The sequence below is a fragment of the Zooshikella harenae genome, from assembly GCF_018837975.1.
GTDB classification, from domain to species: Bacteria; Pseudomonadota; Gammaproteobacteria; order Pseudomonadales; family Zooshikellaceae; genus Zooshikella; species Zooshikella harenae.
Genome location: NZ_JAGSOY010000018.1, coordinates 25,751 through 41,883, shown reverse-complemented (window position 1 = coordinate 41,883; position 16,133 = coordinate 25,751). Strand labels below are relative to the sequence as shown.

General features: G+C 40.3%; 11 protein-coding genes. 3 read left to right on the top strand and 8 right to left on the bottom strand.

From position 1 onward, the window contains the following. The first annotated feature begins 4 nt into the window (after positions 1 to 4). Positions 5 to 1,216 (top strand): glycosyltransferase family protein, encoded by a 1,212-nt coding sequence (locus KCG35_RS09775; protein ID WP_215819511.1) that lies wholly within the window; start codon positions 5 to 7, stop codon positions 1,214 to 1,216. 68 nt (positions 1,217 to 1,284) lie between these two features. Here KCG35_RS09775 and KCG35_RS09770 read toward each other — a convergent pair whose 3' ends face one another. The 7 genes from KCG35_RS09770 to KCG35_RS26320 form a co-directional block, all read right to left on the bottom strand. Further along, the gene (locus KCG35_RS09770; RefSeq protein ID WP_215819510.1) at positions 1,285 to 3,027 is read right to left on the bottom strand and encodes a sugar phosphorylase; all 1,743 of its coding nucleotides are present in this window, start codon (positions 3,025 to 3,027) and stop codon (positions 1,285 to 1,287) included. A 157-nt stretch (positions 3,028 to 3,184) separates the two neighbouring features. Next, on the bottom strand, positions 3,185 to 3,889 hold the full coding sequence (gene cobB, locus KCG35_RS09765) for a Sir2 family NAD+-dependent deacetylase (protein WP_215819509.1): 705 nt from the start codon (positions 3,887 to 3,889) through the stop codon (positions 3,185 to 3,187). A gap of 7 nt (positions 3,890 to 3,896) precedes the next feature. Continuing rightward, on the bottom strand, positions 3,897 to 5,342 hold the full coding sequence (locus KCG35_RS09760) for a DUF4139 domain-containing protein (RefSeq protein ID WP_215819508.1): 1,446 nt from the start codon (positions 5,340 to 5,342) through the stop codon (positions 3,897 to 3,899). A 160-nt stretch (positions 5,343 to 5,502) separates the two neighbouring features. Beyond that, positions 5,503 to 8,634 carry an efflux RND transporter permease subunit gene (locus tag KCG35_RS09755; RefSeq protein ID WP_215819507.1) on the bottom strand — a complete coding sequence of 1,044 codons (3,132 nt, stop codon included), beginning with the start codon at positions 8,632 to 8,634 and terminating at the stop codon, positions 5,503 to 5,505. Positions 8,635 to 8,931: 297 nt separating this feature from the next. Next, on the bottom strand, positions 8,932 to 9,213 hold the full coding sequence (locus tag KCG35_RS09750; RefSeq protein ID WP_215819506.1) for a hypothetical protein: 282 nt from the start codon (positions 9,211 to 9,213) through the stop codon (positions 8,932 to 8,934). Positions 9,214 to 9,583: 370 nt separating this feature from the next. Then, positions 9,584 to 10,660, bottom strand: coding sequence for an ATP-grasp domain-containing protein (locus KCG35_RS26930; RefSeq protein WP_309227344.1), 1,077 nt, complete (start codon positions 10,658 to 10,660; stop codon positions 9,584 to 9,586). After that, complete coding sequence (locus tag KCG35_RS26320) at positions 10,639 to 11,073, bottom strand: RimK-like ATPgrasp N-terminal domain-containing protein (protein ID WP_230409115.1); 435 nt, start codon at positions 11,071 to 11,073, stop codon at positions 10,639 to 10,641. Before KCG35_RS26320 ends, KCG35_RS26930 begins: the two co-directional genes overlap by 22 nt. Before the next feature lie 283 nt (positions 11,074 to 11,356). Between KCG35_RS26320 and KCG35_RS09740 the strand changes: the two genes are divergently transcribed. Together KCG35_RS09740 and KCG35_RS09735 are read left to right on the top strand one after the other, a co-directional pair. Further along, the gene (locus KCG35_RS09740; protein WP_215819505.1) at positions 11,357 to 12,511 is read left to right on the top strand and encodes a GNAT family N-acetyltransferase/peptidase C39 family protein; all 1,155 of its coding nucleotides are present in this window, start codon (positions 11,357 to 11,359) and stop codon (positions 12,509 to 12,511) included. A gap of 973 nt (positions 12,512 to 13,484) precedes the next feature. Further along, positions 13,485 to 15,209 (top strand): LVIVD repeat-containing protein, encoded by a 1,725-nt coding sequence (locus KCG35_RS09735; protein WP_215819504.1) that lies wholly within the window; start codon positions 13,485 to 13,487, stop codon positions 15,207 to 15,209. Between the two features lie 71 nt (positions 15,210 to 15,280). On the opposite strand, the gene KCG35_RS09730 is transcribed toward KCG35_RS09735, so the two are convergent. Then, entirely contained in the window at positions 15,281 to 16,087 is an 807-nt protein-coding gene (locus KCG35_RS09730; protein ID WP_215819503.1) for a substrate-binding periplasmic protein, read from the bottom strand. Positions 16,088 to 16,133 lie beyond the last annotated feature (46 nt).

Sequence of the window (16,133 nt, the reverse complement as noted above, 5' to 3'; positions counted from 1 at the left end):
AGTGATGTCTGATTTTTATCAAAATGGTATTGTCACTACACTACATAATTTATCGTCTCGATCTTTCAGAGAGCTGGAAAAAGATTTAGTTTCTTTTGCACGTCACCGACCTATGTCTCTTGTGTTACCCAGCCTTTACTCAGAGTTAGCGGAGCCAGCCCTCGCAAAAATTATTGATGAGTTATGTGAGGTACCTTATTTAAGTGAAGTGATTATTGGCTTAGATATGGCAGATAAAGAGCAATTTAATCATAGCAAAGAGTATTTTTCGCGCCTTAATATTCCCCATCGCGTTTTATGGCATGACGGCCCTCGTCTCAAAGCTCTGGATACTTTATTAAAAGAAAAAGGACTGGCAGCAGTGGAACGAGGCAAAGGACGCAATGTGTGGTATTGCTATGGTTATGTTCTTGCGTCCGGTAAAGCTGAAGCCATTGCCCTGCATGATTGTGATATCAAAACTTACTCAAGGGAAATGTTAGCGCGGCTCTTGTATCCAGTGGCTAATCCAAAATTTAATTATGAGTTTTGCAAAGGCTATTACCCTAGAGTTGCCGATGGTCATATCAATGGTAGAGTCAGCCGATTACTGGTCACCCCCCTGCTACGGGCACTTAAACAAACACTAGGACAACTTGATTATTTAGAATATTTAGATAGTTTCCGTTATCCACTGGCAGGGGAATTTGCACTCCGAGTTGATGCCTTAAATGATTTAAGAATACCGAGTGATTGGGGGCTGGAAATTGGTGTTTTATTAGAAATAAAGCGAAACTTCGCCAATAATAGGATTTGTCAGGTTGATATCGCTGATAATTATGACCACAAACACCAACCTTTATCAGTGGAAGATCCCAGTAAAGGGCTCGCCAAGATGAGTATTGACATATCCAAAGCAATTTTTCGAAAGCTAGCGACACGAGGCAATATTTTTTCGCTGGAAACATTCCGCACCGTTAAAGCAACGTACTATCGTATTGCGCTAGATTTTATCGAATCATATTACAATGATGCTTTAATTAACGGACTTGCAGTTGATCGTCATGAAGAAGAACAAGCCGTAGAATTATTTGCCCAAAATATTATGGCGGCAGGAGAAGCATTTTTAAATCATCCAATGCAACGGCCATTCATCCCAAGCTGGAATAGGGTTACAAGTGCTATTCCTGATTTTCTTGAGCGCTTCTACGATGCAGTTGAAACTGATAACGCCTAGGTTAATTAAACGGCTACTCCTTATCCAAGGAGTAGCACATAGATAACCATTTCAGCTTTTTATTAAGGTTATTCAGCAGTATCCTTATAAGGATGACTCACCTGCAACCATACACATTGATAAGGTAGTATCTTCAGCATATCCTGAGCTTCACTGATACTACTTTCGCCCATTAAATCAGCAATAACCTGCTCCCCGTCATCTAATAAATCACTCACTGCCAACTCAATATTTACGGCTGACACATTACACAGAGCATAAACAACCTGCGCTCTATCCAAACTCACACGTTTAATAATAAATAATGCTTTATTCAACGATTTAACTGTTTGTCCTGCATCGGGGTGAAAGGCTGGCTGTTGTTTACGAATTTGTAATAACCGGCTCAATGTATCAAACACCTCAGCATTAGGTGTATTACTGTTTGCTAACCGAGTTTCTAAATCATCAAATAACCAGCGCGTCCGATTAATTGATCGCATACGCCCTGTACGTTCAACATTAGCCACGTCATTAGGTGTCGCCGTTAAACTATGAATATAAACAGCAGGGATGCCTCGCATCGACAGCATGATCACCTGAGAGCAAATAAAGCGAGGAATTTGCCATTCATCCGGTCCACGTCGACTGCCCATTAAGGCATCAAATAACGAAACATTCATTTCATAGGGGGATTCTGTGCCGTCAGTATTAGTTTTCATCGTCACAAATCCACCATAACGACGTACAGTATCAATCATTTCTTCTACTTCATTCGCTGGCAATAAATTTTCCACAGGTCTCACACCTATTCCATCATGTGAGGCGGTAAAATTTAAATAAGTACAGCCAGGAGGCAATGGTGGAATTTGTTGCGCCCAACTTGTCAAGTAAGCTGCATTACCACGATAAAGTGCGTGTAAAACCATGGGTGGCAAACCAAACTGGTAAACCATGTGCGCCTCATCGCCCATGCCAAAGTAACTAATATTTTCCTCAACAGGTACATTGGTTTCTGTAATTAATACAACCTCTGGTGCCACCCGCTCCAAGACATCCCGCATAAGTTTCACCACTTCATGTGTTTGTGGTAGGTGAATACACGACGTACCGAGTGATTTCCACAAGTAAGCAATGGCATCAAGGCGAAGAAACCGAGCACCAACCGCCACGTAGCTGAGAAAAATATCAATTAGCTCCAATAACATGGAGGGATTTTTAAAGTTTAAATCAATTTGGTCTTCACTAAACGTTGCCCAAACATGTCTGACCCCACGACGGGTATGCACAGGTACTAGCAAGGGGGTATTTCTTGGTCTCACCACCATAGATACATCGGTTTCTTTATCTTGCTCAATAAAAAAATCACGCCCTGGTGGTTGATCATTTACGAAGTCCATAAACCACACACTTTCCCTGGAGGCATGGTTTATGACTAAATCAATCATTAAATCAAAATTTTCATTGATACTACGAACATCATCCCAAGTACCAAACTCAGGATTTACCTCTCGATAATCAATTACCGAAAAGCCATCATCAGAACTAAAGGGAAAAAAAGGCAGAATATGAATTGTCGTAAAGATATCACGGCAGTATTCACTCAAAAACTGCTGCAGCATGACTAAAGGACGCTCAGCATCTTTAATAATACTATCAGCATACGTAATTAAAAACGCATCTTTTTCAGTCCAAAGGCTATCTGGCCTTTCCTTTGTTAAACTCGCATAGCGTCGAACCAAATCACAAATGCGTTCAACAATAACTTCTGATTCATCATCGCCATACAGAAAACGTACTCGCTCCAGTACACGCTGCTCAAAGGGTGTCATAGGCTACCTATGGCATACAAATAATGCGAATTCTCACTAAAACTATTTACTGTAAGCACAATATCTTTACCTTATGCTTGATCGAAAGCTTCGACTATAGATACAGGCTTACAAAAAGAATAAGTCATTTGTTAGTGTAGACGTAAACGGTACAGATTCAGGCAATTTCTGCAAAAAACCTCGGCACGACTTCACTCGCAGGGCCATAATGCTGTTCTTTAAATAAAGAGCCTGATACAGAGGGTTCTAAATTCAATTCGACCGTATGTGCACCATGATGAGAAGCTTCTTGAAAAAAACCCGCAGCGGGATAGACATTACCTGATGTTCCAATCGCCACAAAAAGATCACATGAGGCTAACGCTGAATAAATCGCTTCAAGCTCCAGTGGAATTTCATTAAACCAAACGATATGTGGACGTAAACTGCCAGACAATTGACAACGAGGACAAGGTGTCGTCACCCACAAATCATCCCTATATGAAAAAATTTCACCACAATCATCACAACGGGATTTCAGTAACTCCCCATGCATATGAACAATTCGCTGGCTACCCGCTCGCTCATGAAGATCATCAATATTTTGAGTAACTAATAAATATTTTCCAGCAAAGCGTTGCTCAAATAAAGCTAATGCCTTATGAGCTGCATTAAAGGTTATTTCAGGCGATAATAACTGTTTACGGCGAGTATTATAAAAATTATGCACCATTGTTGGGTTCCTCCTGAACCCATTAGGTGTTGCCACATCTTCAATACGATGCTCTTCCCATAATCCATCACTTGCCCGAAATGTACGAATACCTGACTCAGCGGATATACCCGCACCTGTTAACACGACAATGGATTGATAGGATGACATATTCACCTCAACGTCGATGAGTAGAACGATATGTTACTGACACTGTTCCCTTGGCAGGAAGCACCACTTGCATACGATTATGACCAATAGTTTCTGCACCTTTTACTGAAGAAATAGACAACAAAGAGGCATCCTGATCTGCCAGCACTAATGATACTTCTTCTGTCTTACTATTTTGAATCTCAACCTGCCAATCAACTTGTAATGTATTCTTATCGATTTGTTGAACATCTTGTTTCTTACGTTGAATGTCAATATCAAATGATTCACCTAACTGCAATTTAACCTTTTGCCCAGCCGCTGTATCACTAATGGATGACTGACCAATCCATTGAGAACGACCTCGGCTATCTTGTTGAAAAACACGAACATCACCTGATGGTAAATCACTTTCTGTGGTAAATTCATACAGTGTTACGGGCCGCTCATGTTCACTGCTTACCTGCCGGTTAAATGGAGAAGAATAAAATAAGTGTTCATAGTGACGCTGATAAGCAACATCCTTTTCGGAAAGCAATGTCAACTGTTGTTCAGAATGTGCAGGTATATCAAAAGCCTGTTTGAAGTGGTAAAAGTTAAGTTCACCTAAAGCTTCAGGAGGCGCAGCGCCCACAGCATCAGCCATTGCCATTTCCATACGTGCACGTCCTTTCAATTGTGGAGAACGAGCGGGCACGCCTAAATCCCCTGCGGCTAGCGTGACTTCAGCCTGATTAAATTCGGTGCGTGTTTTATTAGCCAAAATCGTATTAACTGTAATATCCAGCTTTTTCTGTTTAGGCTCAATCGCAATAGCATAATGGTTGGAATAGGATAGACCTGTCGTCAAGTAGCGAACTTTAGCTTGTTGTGTTGTATCTTTGCCCTGCCACTGAGCCATTAACTGTGGCGTAAAGTTGGCATTTGGTAATGTATCTTGAGGTAACGCTATTCGTAATCCATTTGGATCGCGCAAGTCCACTATAAGATGCTCACCATCTGCAACAGATACAATACCTAACTTATTTTCATAGGCAAGGAGCCTTCCCTGTCGGCTACTGCTTAAATAGTTACCTGCCTGGTACACGGAAACTGATTTTCCCATAACACTTTTCATTAACTGATCATACGTCAACGGTTGTCGTGTCAACTGTACAGACTTGACATGACCTTGACCATGAATCGTCAAGCTATCGAGTAGCACCTGATCACTAATATTCTGTAAGACAATGGTTTGCGCGCCTTGCTTGATAGACTTACTAAAACCCTGTTCAATCAAGGCAGTATTTGGGTAAAGGGTGAGTGCGGTATGTTCAGCATCTTCTGCCGCATTAAGTGACAACGTATCAGCAACACCCAATGGACTCATAACTAGAACACTGGAAATACATGCCAATGGTTTTAGCCGGTGTAATAAAGCCAAGGACTTATTTACCCCTTTTTTTTGAGGTAACAAGGAATTAGAAGATCGCATTCACTACTCCTGTTAATTTCACAGCCAAGGTACTATTTACAGTCTTTTACAGCCAAAATTCTATTAACTGCAAAGGGTCTATTCACAATAAAGAGGCTAATCAACACTAAGATACTGTGCATAGCTGAAGTACTATAGGCATGAAAAGGTTAAATCGTGGTTAATATCCATTAATCAGACCACGCCAGTGGTGTTTAGTTGTCTTTGATAACCACTCAACGTGTACCAAAAAAGCAGGTACGACCAACAAAATCAGTACGGTTCCAAACGTCAAACCAAATACAATGGATGTCGCCATTGGAATCAAAAACTGAGCTTGCAAGGATGTTTCAAAGAGAATAGGTGTAAGCCCAGCAATGGTGGTAAGCGATGTTAATAATACTGCACGCAATCGTCGACATGCGGCTTCGACAATCGCATCATGTATCCCCATACCTTGTAAACGGAGTTGTCGGTAAACGCTGAGTAATACGATTGAGTCATTCACCACAATACCCGTTAGTCCAAATAAGCCAAATAACGATAAAATCGTTAAGTTCATGCCCATAATAAAGTGCCCAAAAAAAGCCCCCGTAAGACCAAAGGGAATAGCCATCATTACTGCAAATGGCCAGCTATAAGAGGAAAAAACCCAGGCTAAAATAATATAAATCAGTAACAGTGCAATAACGCCGCCTAATACCATATCATCCAGCGTTTTATCCTGTTCTGCCGTTTGTCCTTCGTAACTAAGGCGAATCCCCAGTGTTGCCGATATTTGAGGAAAAAACGTTTGCTGTAATTGACCCAGAATCTCGTTGGTATTAGCACTATTTTCATCAACATCCGCACTGACAATAATTGCTAACTCGCCATCTACCCTGTTTAAGCTATCAACCCCTTGTCTGCTCTCAAATTTGACAATATTACTTAATAATTCAGTTGACCGATCAGCTAAAACCACAGGCAGTTGTTGTAATGCAGATAAATAATCACGTTGCGCATCAGATAAGCGTAAGCGAACTTCAAGTTCTTCATTTGCATCATGAAATATTTGAACCCGCCGACCATCCAATGCAGCCCTTAAATAAAGTCCCACTTCATTAAGCGTTAAACCCAATGCATACCCTACGGGTGTCAGAGAATATATAAGTTGTTCCTTACCAAAGGGTAAATCATCCTCCACATTAGTAACCCCCTGAAATTGCCGTAATTTTTCCTGTATTTGTTGAGAACCTGTTTTGAGGTCAGCTAACGATGAACCCGTCAATTTGATTTCAATCGCTTTTCCTGAGGGACCCGCTCGTCGTTGAGTTAAAGTAAATTTTTCAACACCTGCGGGTAATTCAATATGTTGTCGCCACTGCCGAATAATCTCCGCATCACTAAACTGTCGTTTATCTGCAGAACTGATTTCAACTTCAACAGAACCTAGCTCATCACCATCGGCTTCTTGTCCACGAAAACCAAATGAAGCCGCGCGATGGATAACTAACACTTGATCGATAAAGGGTTGATCAAATTGCTGCTCGGTAACGCGCAACTGTTGAACGAGGTAACTTAAAAATTGACTCACTGCTTGCTGAGACGTTCCTGCCGTAAACTGTACATTGGCCCGTAGGTTATTACCGTCAATTGTAGGAAAAAATGTAAACTTAATATGATTGGTAACCACTAAGCCAATACTTATTGCCAATAAGCAACATGCAGCAGCCATAGTCAGCCCTCGATAATGGACGGCTTGTTGAATTAAACGGCGAAATGGCCCATTACGAAACTGACTAAATCGATTATCAATTTTCTCACGCAAAGAATAACGGTGAGATGATAATCCACTTAAACTATGATGTAAGTGACCAGGCAAAATAAAAAAACATTCCATTAACGATGCAACAATGACACAAATTACAATAACGGGAATATCCCGTAAAATATTGCCAATATCACCTTCAAGAATCAGTAATGGAAGAAATGCCGCAATTGTCGTTAACGATGAGGCTACGACAGGGGCTAACATTAAATGTGCACCGCTAATGGCCGCATGAAGTGGCGTGTCCCCCCCCTGGATACGTTGAAGTGTGTTTTCTCCAACAACAATCGCATCATCAACAATGATACCCAGCGTCATAATCAGGCCAAATAAACTGACCAGATTAATCGTACCTCCTATTAAATAAAAAATGGCCAGTGCAGATAAAAAAGAGACTGGAATACCTAATGTTACCCACCACGCAACTCGAGCATTTAGAAATAGAAATAGCATGATAATGACTAAACATAACCCCCCTACCCCATTTTTGAGCAATAAGGAAATACGTTCCTGCAAATACTGCCAACGTTCATTAAACACATGCCGGGTAATCCCCTTAGGTAACTCATGGGTAGATGCAGCTAACCATTGTCGTAACATTTCAGCGGCCTGAAGCGTATCATCACGCTCAGTTCTAAGCAGCGTCATCTCAACAGCTGGCATACCATTACTGGTTAACAAGACTTGATCATCTTTAGGTTGCCTTACTACCTCTGCAATATCTCCTAATCTGATCAAACGACCAGCAGGATCAATGACTAAGGGTAGTGCCGCTAATGCCGCAGGATCTCGTGCTTGGCTTAAACTACGTACTGGCTTTGCGCCTTCTTTTCTTGCCGCTGTTCCAGCGGGTAAATCCACACTACGTTGAGTGACTAATGTATAAAGTGTTTGTAGTGTAATACCAAGTTCATATAGCTTTTCTGGCGCGACTTTAATAGCGATTTCTTGCTCTGGCAGGCCTCTAAAGTCGATCTTACGAATACCTAAGTTCAATAACTCTCTTTCAAAGCGGTAAGCCAGTTGTCGTAACTCATCAAGACTGACAGCCCCTCGTAACATAACTTTCGCAATGGGCTCATAACGTACCAGAGAACGTATTTCTGGCTGCTCAGCCGCTTCGGGCCAGTCCCGCAGATTATCAACCGCTTGCTTTACATTATCCAACACATCCGATAAAGCAACCTCTGGCTGAACCTCGATTCGTATTAAGCTGACGCCATAGGTTGATGTCGCATAAACTTTATCAATGCCATTTAACCCTTTTAATACCTGCTCAACAGGCATCGTAATACTACGTTGTATATCCTCAGCGGTTGCCCCACTCCAAACAGAAGAAACGGTAATGACATCAACCTCAAAGGAAGGAAAAAACTGAGTATTAATGTGTCGTAATGCCCAAAGCCCTACGATAATTGCAACCCCCATCAACAGGTGCGCTGCAACCCTATGACTTGCTAATAACGGAATAAACCCAGAAAATGAAGACTGATCAGTCTTCATTGATGACCTGTTTAATTCGAATTCCCACTATCACCTACCTTTAAAGATCATGGGCTGTAATAAGCGTTCATGTCCTTTAATAATAGTCAGCCATCTGGAATTATCACTTGCGAGAATAAGCAGGTATAAGCGGAAAAGAGATTTATAGCAGACAGAACTAGACACCCTAGTGTAATCAACACTTTTAATCAGGGAGACGTTTACACAAATCAACCACTTTCATTTTTTATTCATATTAAAATGTCATGCATAGAAAGCGTGCCATTTGACATAAACAGTCTAATTGAATTCACTGATTTAAGATGCCTCTTGAAATATAGCATCTCCTTTTCTAACTAAAACAGACGCTTCATAGTGTATACTATCCAGCCGATCCCAAGGCACAATTTTTCCTTCTAAATAAACACCTATAGGAACCATATCTGGTTGTGAAGTGCCTGATGATACATTTGTTGAGGCCTGGTCAGCGTCAGGCTCATCAGGGTTTGAAGGTAACGCGGCAATGGACTTTTCATAAACGACAGGTGCAATATAAAAAGCGCCGTTGTACGTTACACAGAGCAAATCTTCCATGACCATAGACTTACCTCATTTTGTTAAGCCCAGCGTTATATGGAAGAAGTTAACTTTTTACAAATCAACTTCCTTTAAAACCTTCCCTAGTTTTACAGGTCTACTCACTTTCTATTACAGCCCTGTAATCTATCTCATCAAAAACCCAACAGTTAAGCAGTGTGCATTGTAATTAAGTGTAATCGCTGTGACCATACTTATATGTTAAATTGATTTAAGAGATTCTTCCTTACGTCAGTCACTCATTTTACTGTGCGTCAATGACGTAACCCATTTTAATGAATCAGCTTCTCATTAACCACTACTCGTCCACTTAAATGAATACTATATTGGTATTATAGAACAGGAGCCTTAAGCTTTATACAATAAAAAAATACTACAATGATGTGACGCTTCTTTTTCCATTATCAACGCGCCTAATAAAGTCCTCAATAATAAGCTCATAAAGTTGATCACCAAGAAAACCATCTTCGACACCATAATCGATGCTGGGATTATCATTAACTTCAATGACGGCAACTCGATCATCGAGGGCTTTAATATCTACGCCATATAATCCATCACCAATCAAGTTCGCCGCTTTTACAGCCGCTTTAACCACTGGCTTTGGTACTTCATAGGTGGGTATCGCCTCATAGTCTCCACTCTCTACATGTGACGTATTATGTTGGTAAATTTGCCAGTGATCCCTTGCCATAAAATATTTACAAGCATAAATAGGTTTACCTTGTAACACACCAATACGCCAATCAAACGGTGTATACATATACTCTTGAGCCAATAACAGTGCCGACTGTTTAAAAAGCTCCTTCAAGTGCATCTGTAACTCTGTCGCATTAGTCACTTTTACGACCCCCCTGGAAAAAGATCCATCAGGTATTTTTAATACCAAGGGAAAGCCAAGCGTTGCTTCCAGTTGATCAATTTGTGGCTTTTGGTTACGCATTAGCAAGATTGTGTGAGGACTTGGCACATGATGAGTTCTAAATAAGTCAGCTAAAAAAACCTTATTGGTACAACGCATAATTGAGAGTGGATCATCAATAACAACCACACCTTCTGCTTCAGCTTTTTTGGCAAACAGGAACGTATGATGATCAATGGCTGTTGTTTCTCGAATAAATAACATGTCGTACTCTGACAATCTCAGAAAATCTTTAGGCTGAATCAAATCCACAGAAACCCCAAGTCGTTTTCCAGCGTTAACAAACTGTTTTAACGCCATTTTATCACTGGGTGGAAATGCTTCCTCAGGGTTATGCAAAATCGCCATATCGTAGCGGTAACGCTTGGCCAGCTTTGGTTTTCGCCAAATTTTTCGACTGTACTCATCCAACGCTTCAGCAAACACCGTTTGTTCATCATCCGTTAAACTGGTGGGTGATAGTGCTTTTAATGACGTCACCAACCAATGATCTACTTTGTTCTTCGCTAAAGCTGTAACACAGGACACTGAAACCGCTCAAACAACAAGCGGGCAATGGGCTGTGCTGACTCCTGAGGAGTTGTGCCAAAATAACATTTAAAATCAATATGCACTCGGGTTTCTTTCTTTAAATGCTTTAAGGCAATATGCGCATCAGGCTCCATAAGTTCCAGGTCAATGGCGTAGATTTTTCGTTTGCGTAAATCATTAAGTGTTTTCACTGAAGGAATAACATGATGACCCCGAGCTTCAGCAAGTAATGAGCAATAATATCCTTTACTTAAATATTTATAACCCCGACATAAATTGAGAACTCTAACTCGCTCCTTCTTTTTCGACATCGATAACGATACATAGTCCTCAAACGTAATCACATCATCACTTGGGTAAAAGTCCTTCCAATCTTTGGTTGATTCAACAACGATATATAGGAGAGACATAATCGCATGTGCCTTAATTTATTTAACCAACAAATGTTTATTTATTTCGAACACTATACATCGGGCAGCTTATTTTTTAGTCACATCATCTTAGTAGCTTTGAATAGCTATTACGTTTATAGTATTAAAGACGGGTGTGACGGTAGGTTAAAATTTTGAACAAATGCATTCACATCGACCTTAGTGGATATAGGTGGTTTCAATACAGTTTGGATAACATATATAACAGTTATTCGCGAAGGGTATAGCGCAGTTAACACTAACCCATTTATTGAGTCAACTTATGTTTTCTCCTGAATTTCAACCTCACGACTCTGACAGGTCAACTGGCATTCAAATCCGCCCTGCCCGCCCTAATGACTTAAGCGAACTTTTGGCAATTGAGCAAATATGTTTTACCAGCGATCGGCTAAGTAAACGAAGCTTTAAACATTTTTTACACTCCTCCACCGCTTTGTTAGCTGTAGCCCAAAGCAGTCAAAGCAGTCCCATCCTTGGCTATGTATTAATCCTTTATCACCGAGGTACTTGTTTGGCCAGGTTATATTCAGTCGCTGTCCTCCCCCAAGCCCAAGGTCAAGGCATTGCTCAACAATTAATGCACTTTAGTGAGTTACAGGCAGCTCAAAGGCATTGTATTTTTATGCGCTTGGAAGTTCGTTTGGATAATGAAGCCGCCATCCGCATTTATCAGCGAATGGGGTACAAATCATTTGGTATCTATAAACAGTATTATGACGACCAAGAAGATGCGCTTCGACTCCAAAAGCGGATCCTCTATCATCAACAGTCATGTCAGTTTCGTACGATTCCTTATTACTCGCAAACAACCGACTTTACCTGTGGTCCTGCGGCCTTAATGATGGCAATGCAAGCGTTAAAACCAGAGTTTTCTGTAACCCAGCATCTTGAATTGCAACTATGGCGTGAGGCAACAACCATCTTTATGACATCAGGTCACGGTGGCTGTGGTCCACATGGCTTAGCACTTGCTGCGTGGCAACGGGGCTTTGACGTTGAAATGATGATCAGTCATCAGCAGCCTTTATTCATTGACTCTGTACGAAGTACACATAAAAAAGAAGTGCTGACATTAGTCCACAATGATTTTTTATCACAAATATCTAAAACATCTATTCGAGCTCACCATCGCCCCCTGACGATCAATGACATTGAACATGCCCTTAACCAAAACCAAGTAGCAATTGTATTAATCAGCACCTATCAATTAGATCGGTGCAAAACACCACATTGGGTAGTCGTAACCGATATTGATAAATACTTCGTGTATATCCATGATCCTTACATTGACGAAAAGTACCATAAAACAGCATTGGACAATCAGCATCTGCCTATTCGGCGCGAAAGCTTTGGCCGTATGTGTCAGTTTGGAAAAGTAAAATTGCGCACCGCATTATTTCTAAATAAATCCAGCTAATTCATACCGAATATAACTATTTTTATTTTCTTGACTGGTGGCTATATAAGACCGATGAGCTGTTCTAATTGGAATTAAATGATCTTATTCATGGATATACACATACCCTAGATACAAAAAGCTTTGTTTTAGGGTCTTTGTAAAAAATAAATAGAGTTGGGCAGATTCATCACTTACCACTTTATATAATAGGTTTCCACTATATAACAGCTTCCCCGGTAAGCAATAAATCTGCCCGGTACAATCGTACCAGCCGGCACAATACTGATATTAACCATCAATGACAACTACTTTTAATTATTTTCCTGAAAAATTACACAGTATTGTATTTACTCGACTTTGGCCATTTAGAAGCTAAGGCATTGCAGGTAAAGCAATACAGTTAGTGTTTATAACCTGAATTAACTCATGTCTAATGAAAACCATGATATGAATTAATTCTAACCTGTTGTTTCTAATAGCTTATTTTTAGCTGTCATGTGTATTGAATGATGGCCAAAGTCGAGGTATTTACTGCACACATTATTGGTAATTTTTTAACCAAAATAAAACAAATGTATGACTCATAAGAAAATACCACTATAAATAAGCGGTTACTTTTCCTGGATAATTGGCATATAAAATAAATAACTGGGTGTAGAGTGACGATTAAACAGTCTAAATTCCTTAATGAAGCGTATTTTTTGTTAACTCATCACCATAATGGAAACATGATTCAATTGTGCCACGCTATTTAACTGAATAAATTAGAATAATTATATAGAAATATTTACAACGAAAAGAATTTAATTGTTGAAATAAAGGCATAAACGCCTTAGTAGCCCTACTTAAGCAAGCAATGATGCATATCATTTGATACACTCTATTGTTCGCCTTTCTTTATATAAAGTGGCTTATGTCAAGAAAGGCGCTAGACTCATGTTTTTTTATTTCGATTGAAAATGTTCTGCATACGGAAGGCGGAAACCATAACATGATAAAAACTTACTCTATTTTATCTCTTATTAGCATATCATTTTGTTTTGCTCCGCATGGAATCTGTGATAAACCATCCCACCCAATAACAGACCCTTATTTAAAAAGCCTGGTCAATATAACACCAGAAAAAAAGCCTCTTCCTCCTGACCCAACCAGTTATGGAATGAATCTTAAGACTGGTAAATTCAAGCACCCCGCCTTAACACCCGAGCAAACTAAACCACAGCCTTTTCCTGGGCAACTTAACTACTGGGATACCAATAGTTACATCCATAATATGACAGTTGAAGCCTATTACCCTATTACTGTTGAACCCTTTCATACATGGCAAAATATTGTTGATTTCAATGGTCACCGTTATTTATATCAATATGTTCGCCGTGATTTAAAAATCTTTGATATCACTTATCCCAAACAGGCAAAGTTGCTATTCACCAAAGGCAGTACCTGGGGAAAAGATGGTCCTGGTCCCGAAGAAAACCCCTTTCCACCAGGAGAGATGATGGGTGCCAGTACTATTCAATGGGATGTCAAACGACAACATTACATTATGGTCCAAGCCTATGAAGTTCAACGATTTGGTTTACTGCATGATAAATACCAAGAGCAAGAAAAAGTAAAAGCTATTCGCTCTGCACCTCACTTAAAAGGCTTTAAAGTTTATGCTATGCATGGCCCTTTACCTGATCAATGGGAACTGTTAGCAACACGTACGACAGATATTACCCATCCTGATGCTACTATTGGAAAACAACAAGGTTCTGGTGTTCGAGATATTCCAACTTTTTCTGGTAAGCAGCTGATGTTTGTTGCAGCAGCGCCAAGTGCCGATTACGCTTTAACCGAATACCCTAATGATTTGTATAGTGCAGGCTACCAGTCCTGGGATATAAGCAACCCAGAAAACCCACTTTTTTTAGACCAGCTTACCGTTCCTGGCCAGCGAACAAATAATCGCTGGCATGCGTTTGCCTATCAACAGAATCCTCGCGCAGGAAATCGAACGTCCTGGATGGGCGCACGCATGTCGTTATTTATCCCTCCAGCCACTAAATCACAACCAGCTCAATATGGCTATGCGGCAATGGGAGGCCTTGGTTTTTATAGTGTTGATATCAGCAACCCCAAACGTATGAAGACCGTTGCTCACTTAAACTTCCCTCCAAGTGTTGCGGGTACAGAAGGTGATTTTATCGATATCAGCCAAGTCAACTACACTGGACATATTTATTACAGTGGATATCCTCTAAACGAAGACTGTTGGGAGCCTTACAAACATATTTATCAAATCGATGTCAGTAATCCTCACCAACCTACAATCACAAATGTTCTACCTCGACCTCATCCGCCCAAACAGGCCATGTTTACTGACTTTTGCCAACGAAGAGGCAGTTTTGGTCCTAAACGAACCGGTGCTTATACCCAACCAGGCAGCGCACGCAAAGGCATTATTCCCTATAATTTTTATAATGCAGGCTTACAAGTATATGATGTATCTAACCCGCACAATCCATTTATCAGCGCATATTTTGTACCTCCTTACGCACCTGACCGTGTCCATCCATCGGCTATGGGTAATTTGTCTCACAGTGTTTACGTTGAGTACGATCGCAATTTATTTTGGTTATTTACCAATCATGGCTTTTATCTGCTCAGCAGTCCCATATTAGGAAGACCGCAATTTAGTGCACCAACATCCCCATGGCCGCCTCATGATTAACGCTCTCTCTCATAAAGCCTACTTAGTCTTGTATTAAAAGCTTTACTGATACACAGAGACCAGGCGACCTTTTAGTTATCAGTAGGAGTCTGCTCCATGGCTTGTGGAGCAGGAATCAGATCATCAGTAATAATATCTTTTGGAAAATATCGATGATAAATCGCCTTCACTTGACCATTCTTTAACCATAAATAAAGTAAACGATCATAATTAACTCGCCACTTGGATAGTAAAGGATGCGTTGAAAACTTGCTGGTAGGATTATAATAAGCTTTTGAACTCAAAGGCTTGGGTAGATAGCTTATAAACTGATTTAACCCACGTTGATGAAGTTCTATCAAGGTGGGTAACGTATTCATCGGTACAACATCAATACGGTTACGTAATAACTTTTCAATATGCAGAAGATTATTGGTTTCAACATGTAAGTTTAATGGGGCAGACCAGAAAGCCTCAGTGTATGACCAGTCTTGCGTGGCTCCCACCCGTAATGACTCCAAATCTTTGAGCGTTTGATACTTAATATGTGCAGCATCATCACGACGGATAAAAAAATTCCAGGTAAACAGGCTATAATACTGTTTGGGGTATAACAAATAAGCTAAACGATCAGACTTCTTTGAAAAACTCAGCACTATATCTACATCACCAGACTGAGCCATTTTGATAATACGAGAACCAACAGGCACTAAGCGAATCGTATAATTAAAGTGCATCGCTTGCATAACACCCTGAATAATCTCAATATCAATACCTTTCAATTCGCCTGTTTCATCTTGATAGCGATAAGGAATCTCAGGCGTTCCAACCACTAACAACGGCGGAACTGAGTCTATATTCAGGCTAACAGCCAAAAAAAACCAAGCATAAGTCAACATAAGAAGCCAATCAAACGCTCATATAAAAAGATATTTCCAATTCCTT

Coding starts and splice junctions, on each gene's coding strand:
- KCG35_RS09775 (WP_215819511.1), top strand. CDS start 5: ATGTCTGATTTTTATCAAAATGGTATTGTCACTACACTACATAATTTA.
- KCG35_RS09770 (WP_215819510.1), bottom strand. CDS start 3,027: ATGACACCCTTTGAGCAGCGTGTACTGGAGCGAGTACGTTTTCTGTAT.
- cobB (WP_215819509.1), bottom strand. CDS start 3,889: ATGTCATCCTATCAATCCATTGTCGTGTTAACAGGTGCGGGTATATCC.
- KCG35_RS09760 (WP_215819508.1), bottom strand. CDS start 5,342: ATGCGATCTTCTAATTCCTTGTTACCTCAAAAAAAAGGGGTAAATAAG.
- KCG35_RS09755 (WP_215819507.1), bottom strand. CDS start 8,634: ATGAAGACTGATCAGTCTTCATTTTCTGGGTTTATTCCGTTATTAGCA.
- KCG35_RS09750 (WP_215819506.1), bottom strand. CDS start 9,213: ATGGTCATGGAAGATTTGCTCTGTGTAACGTACAACGGCGCTTTTTAT.
- KCG35_RS26320 (WP_230409115.1), bottom strand. CDS start 11,073: ATGTCTCTCCTATATATCGTTGTTGAATCAACCAAAGATTGGAAGGAC.
- KCG35_RS09740 (WP_215819505.1), top strand. CDS start 11,357: ATGTTTTCTCCTGAATTTCAACCTCACGACTCTGACAGGTCAACTGGC.
- KCG35_RS09735 (WP_215819504.1), top strand. CDS start 13,485: ATGATAAAAACTTACTCTATTTTATCTCTTATTAGCATATCATTTTGT.
- KCG35_RS09730 (WP_215819503.1), bottom strand. CDS start 16,087: ATGTTGACTTATGCTTGGTTTTTTTTGGCTGTTAGCCTGAATATAGAC.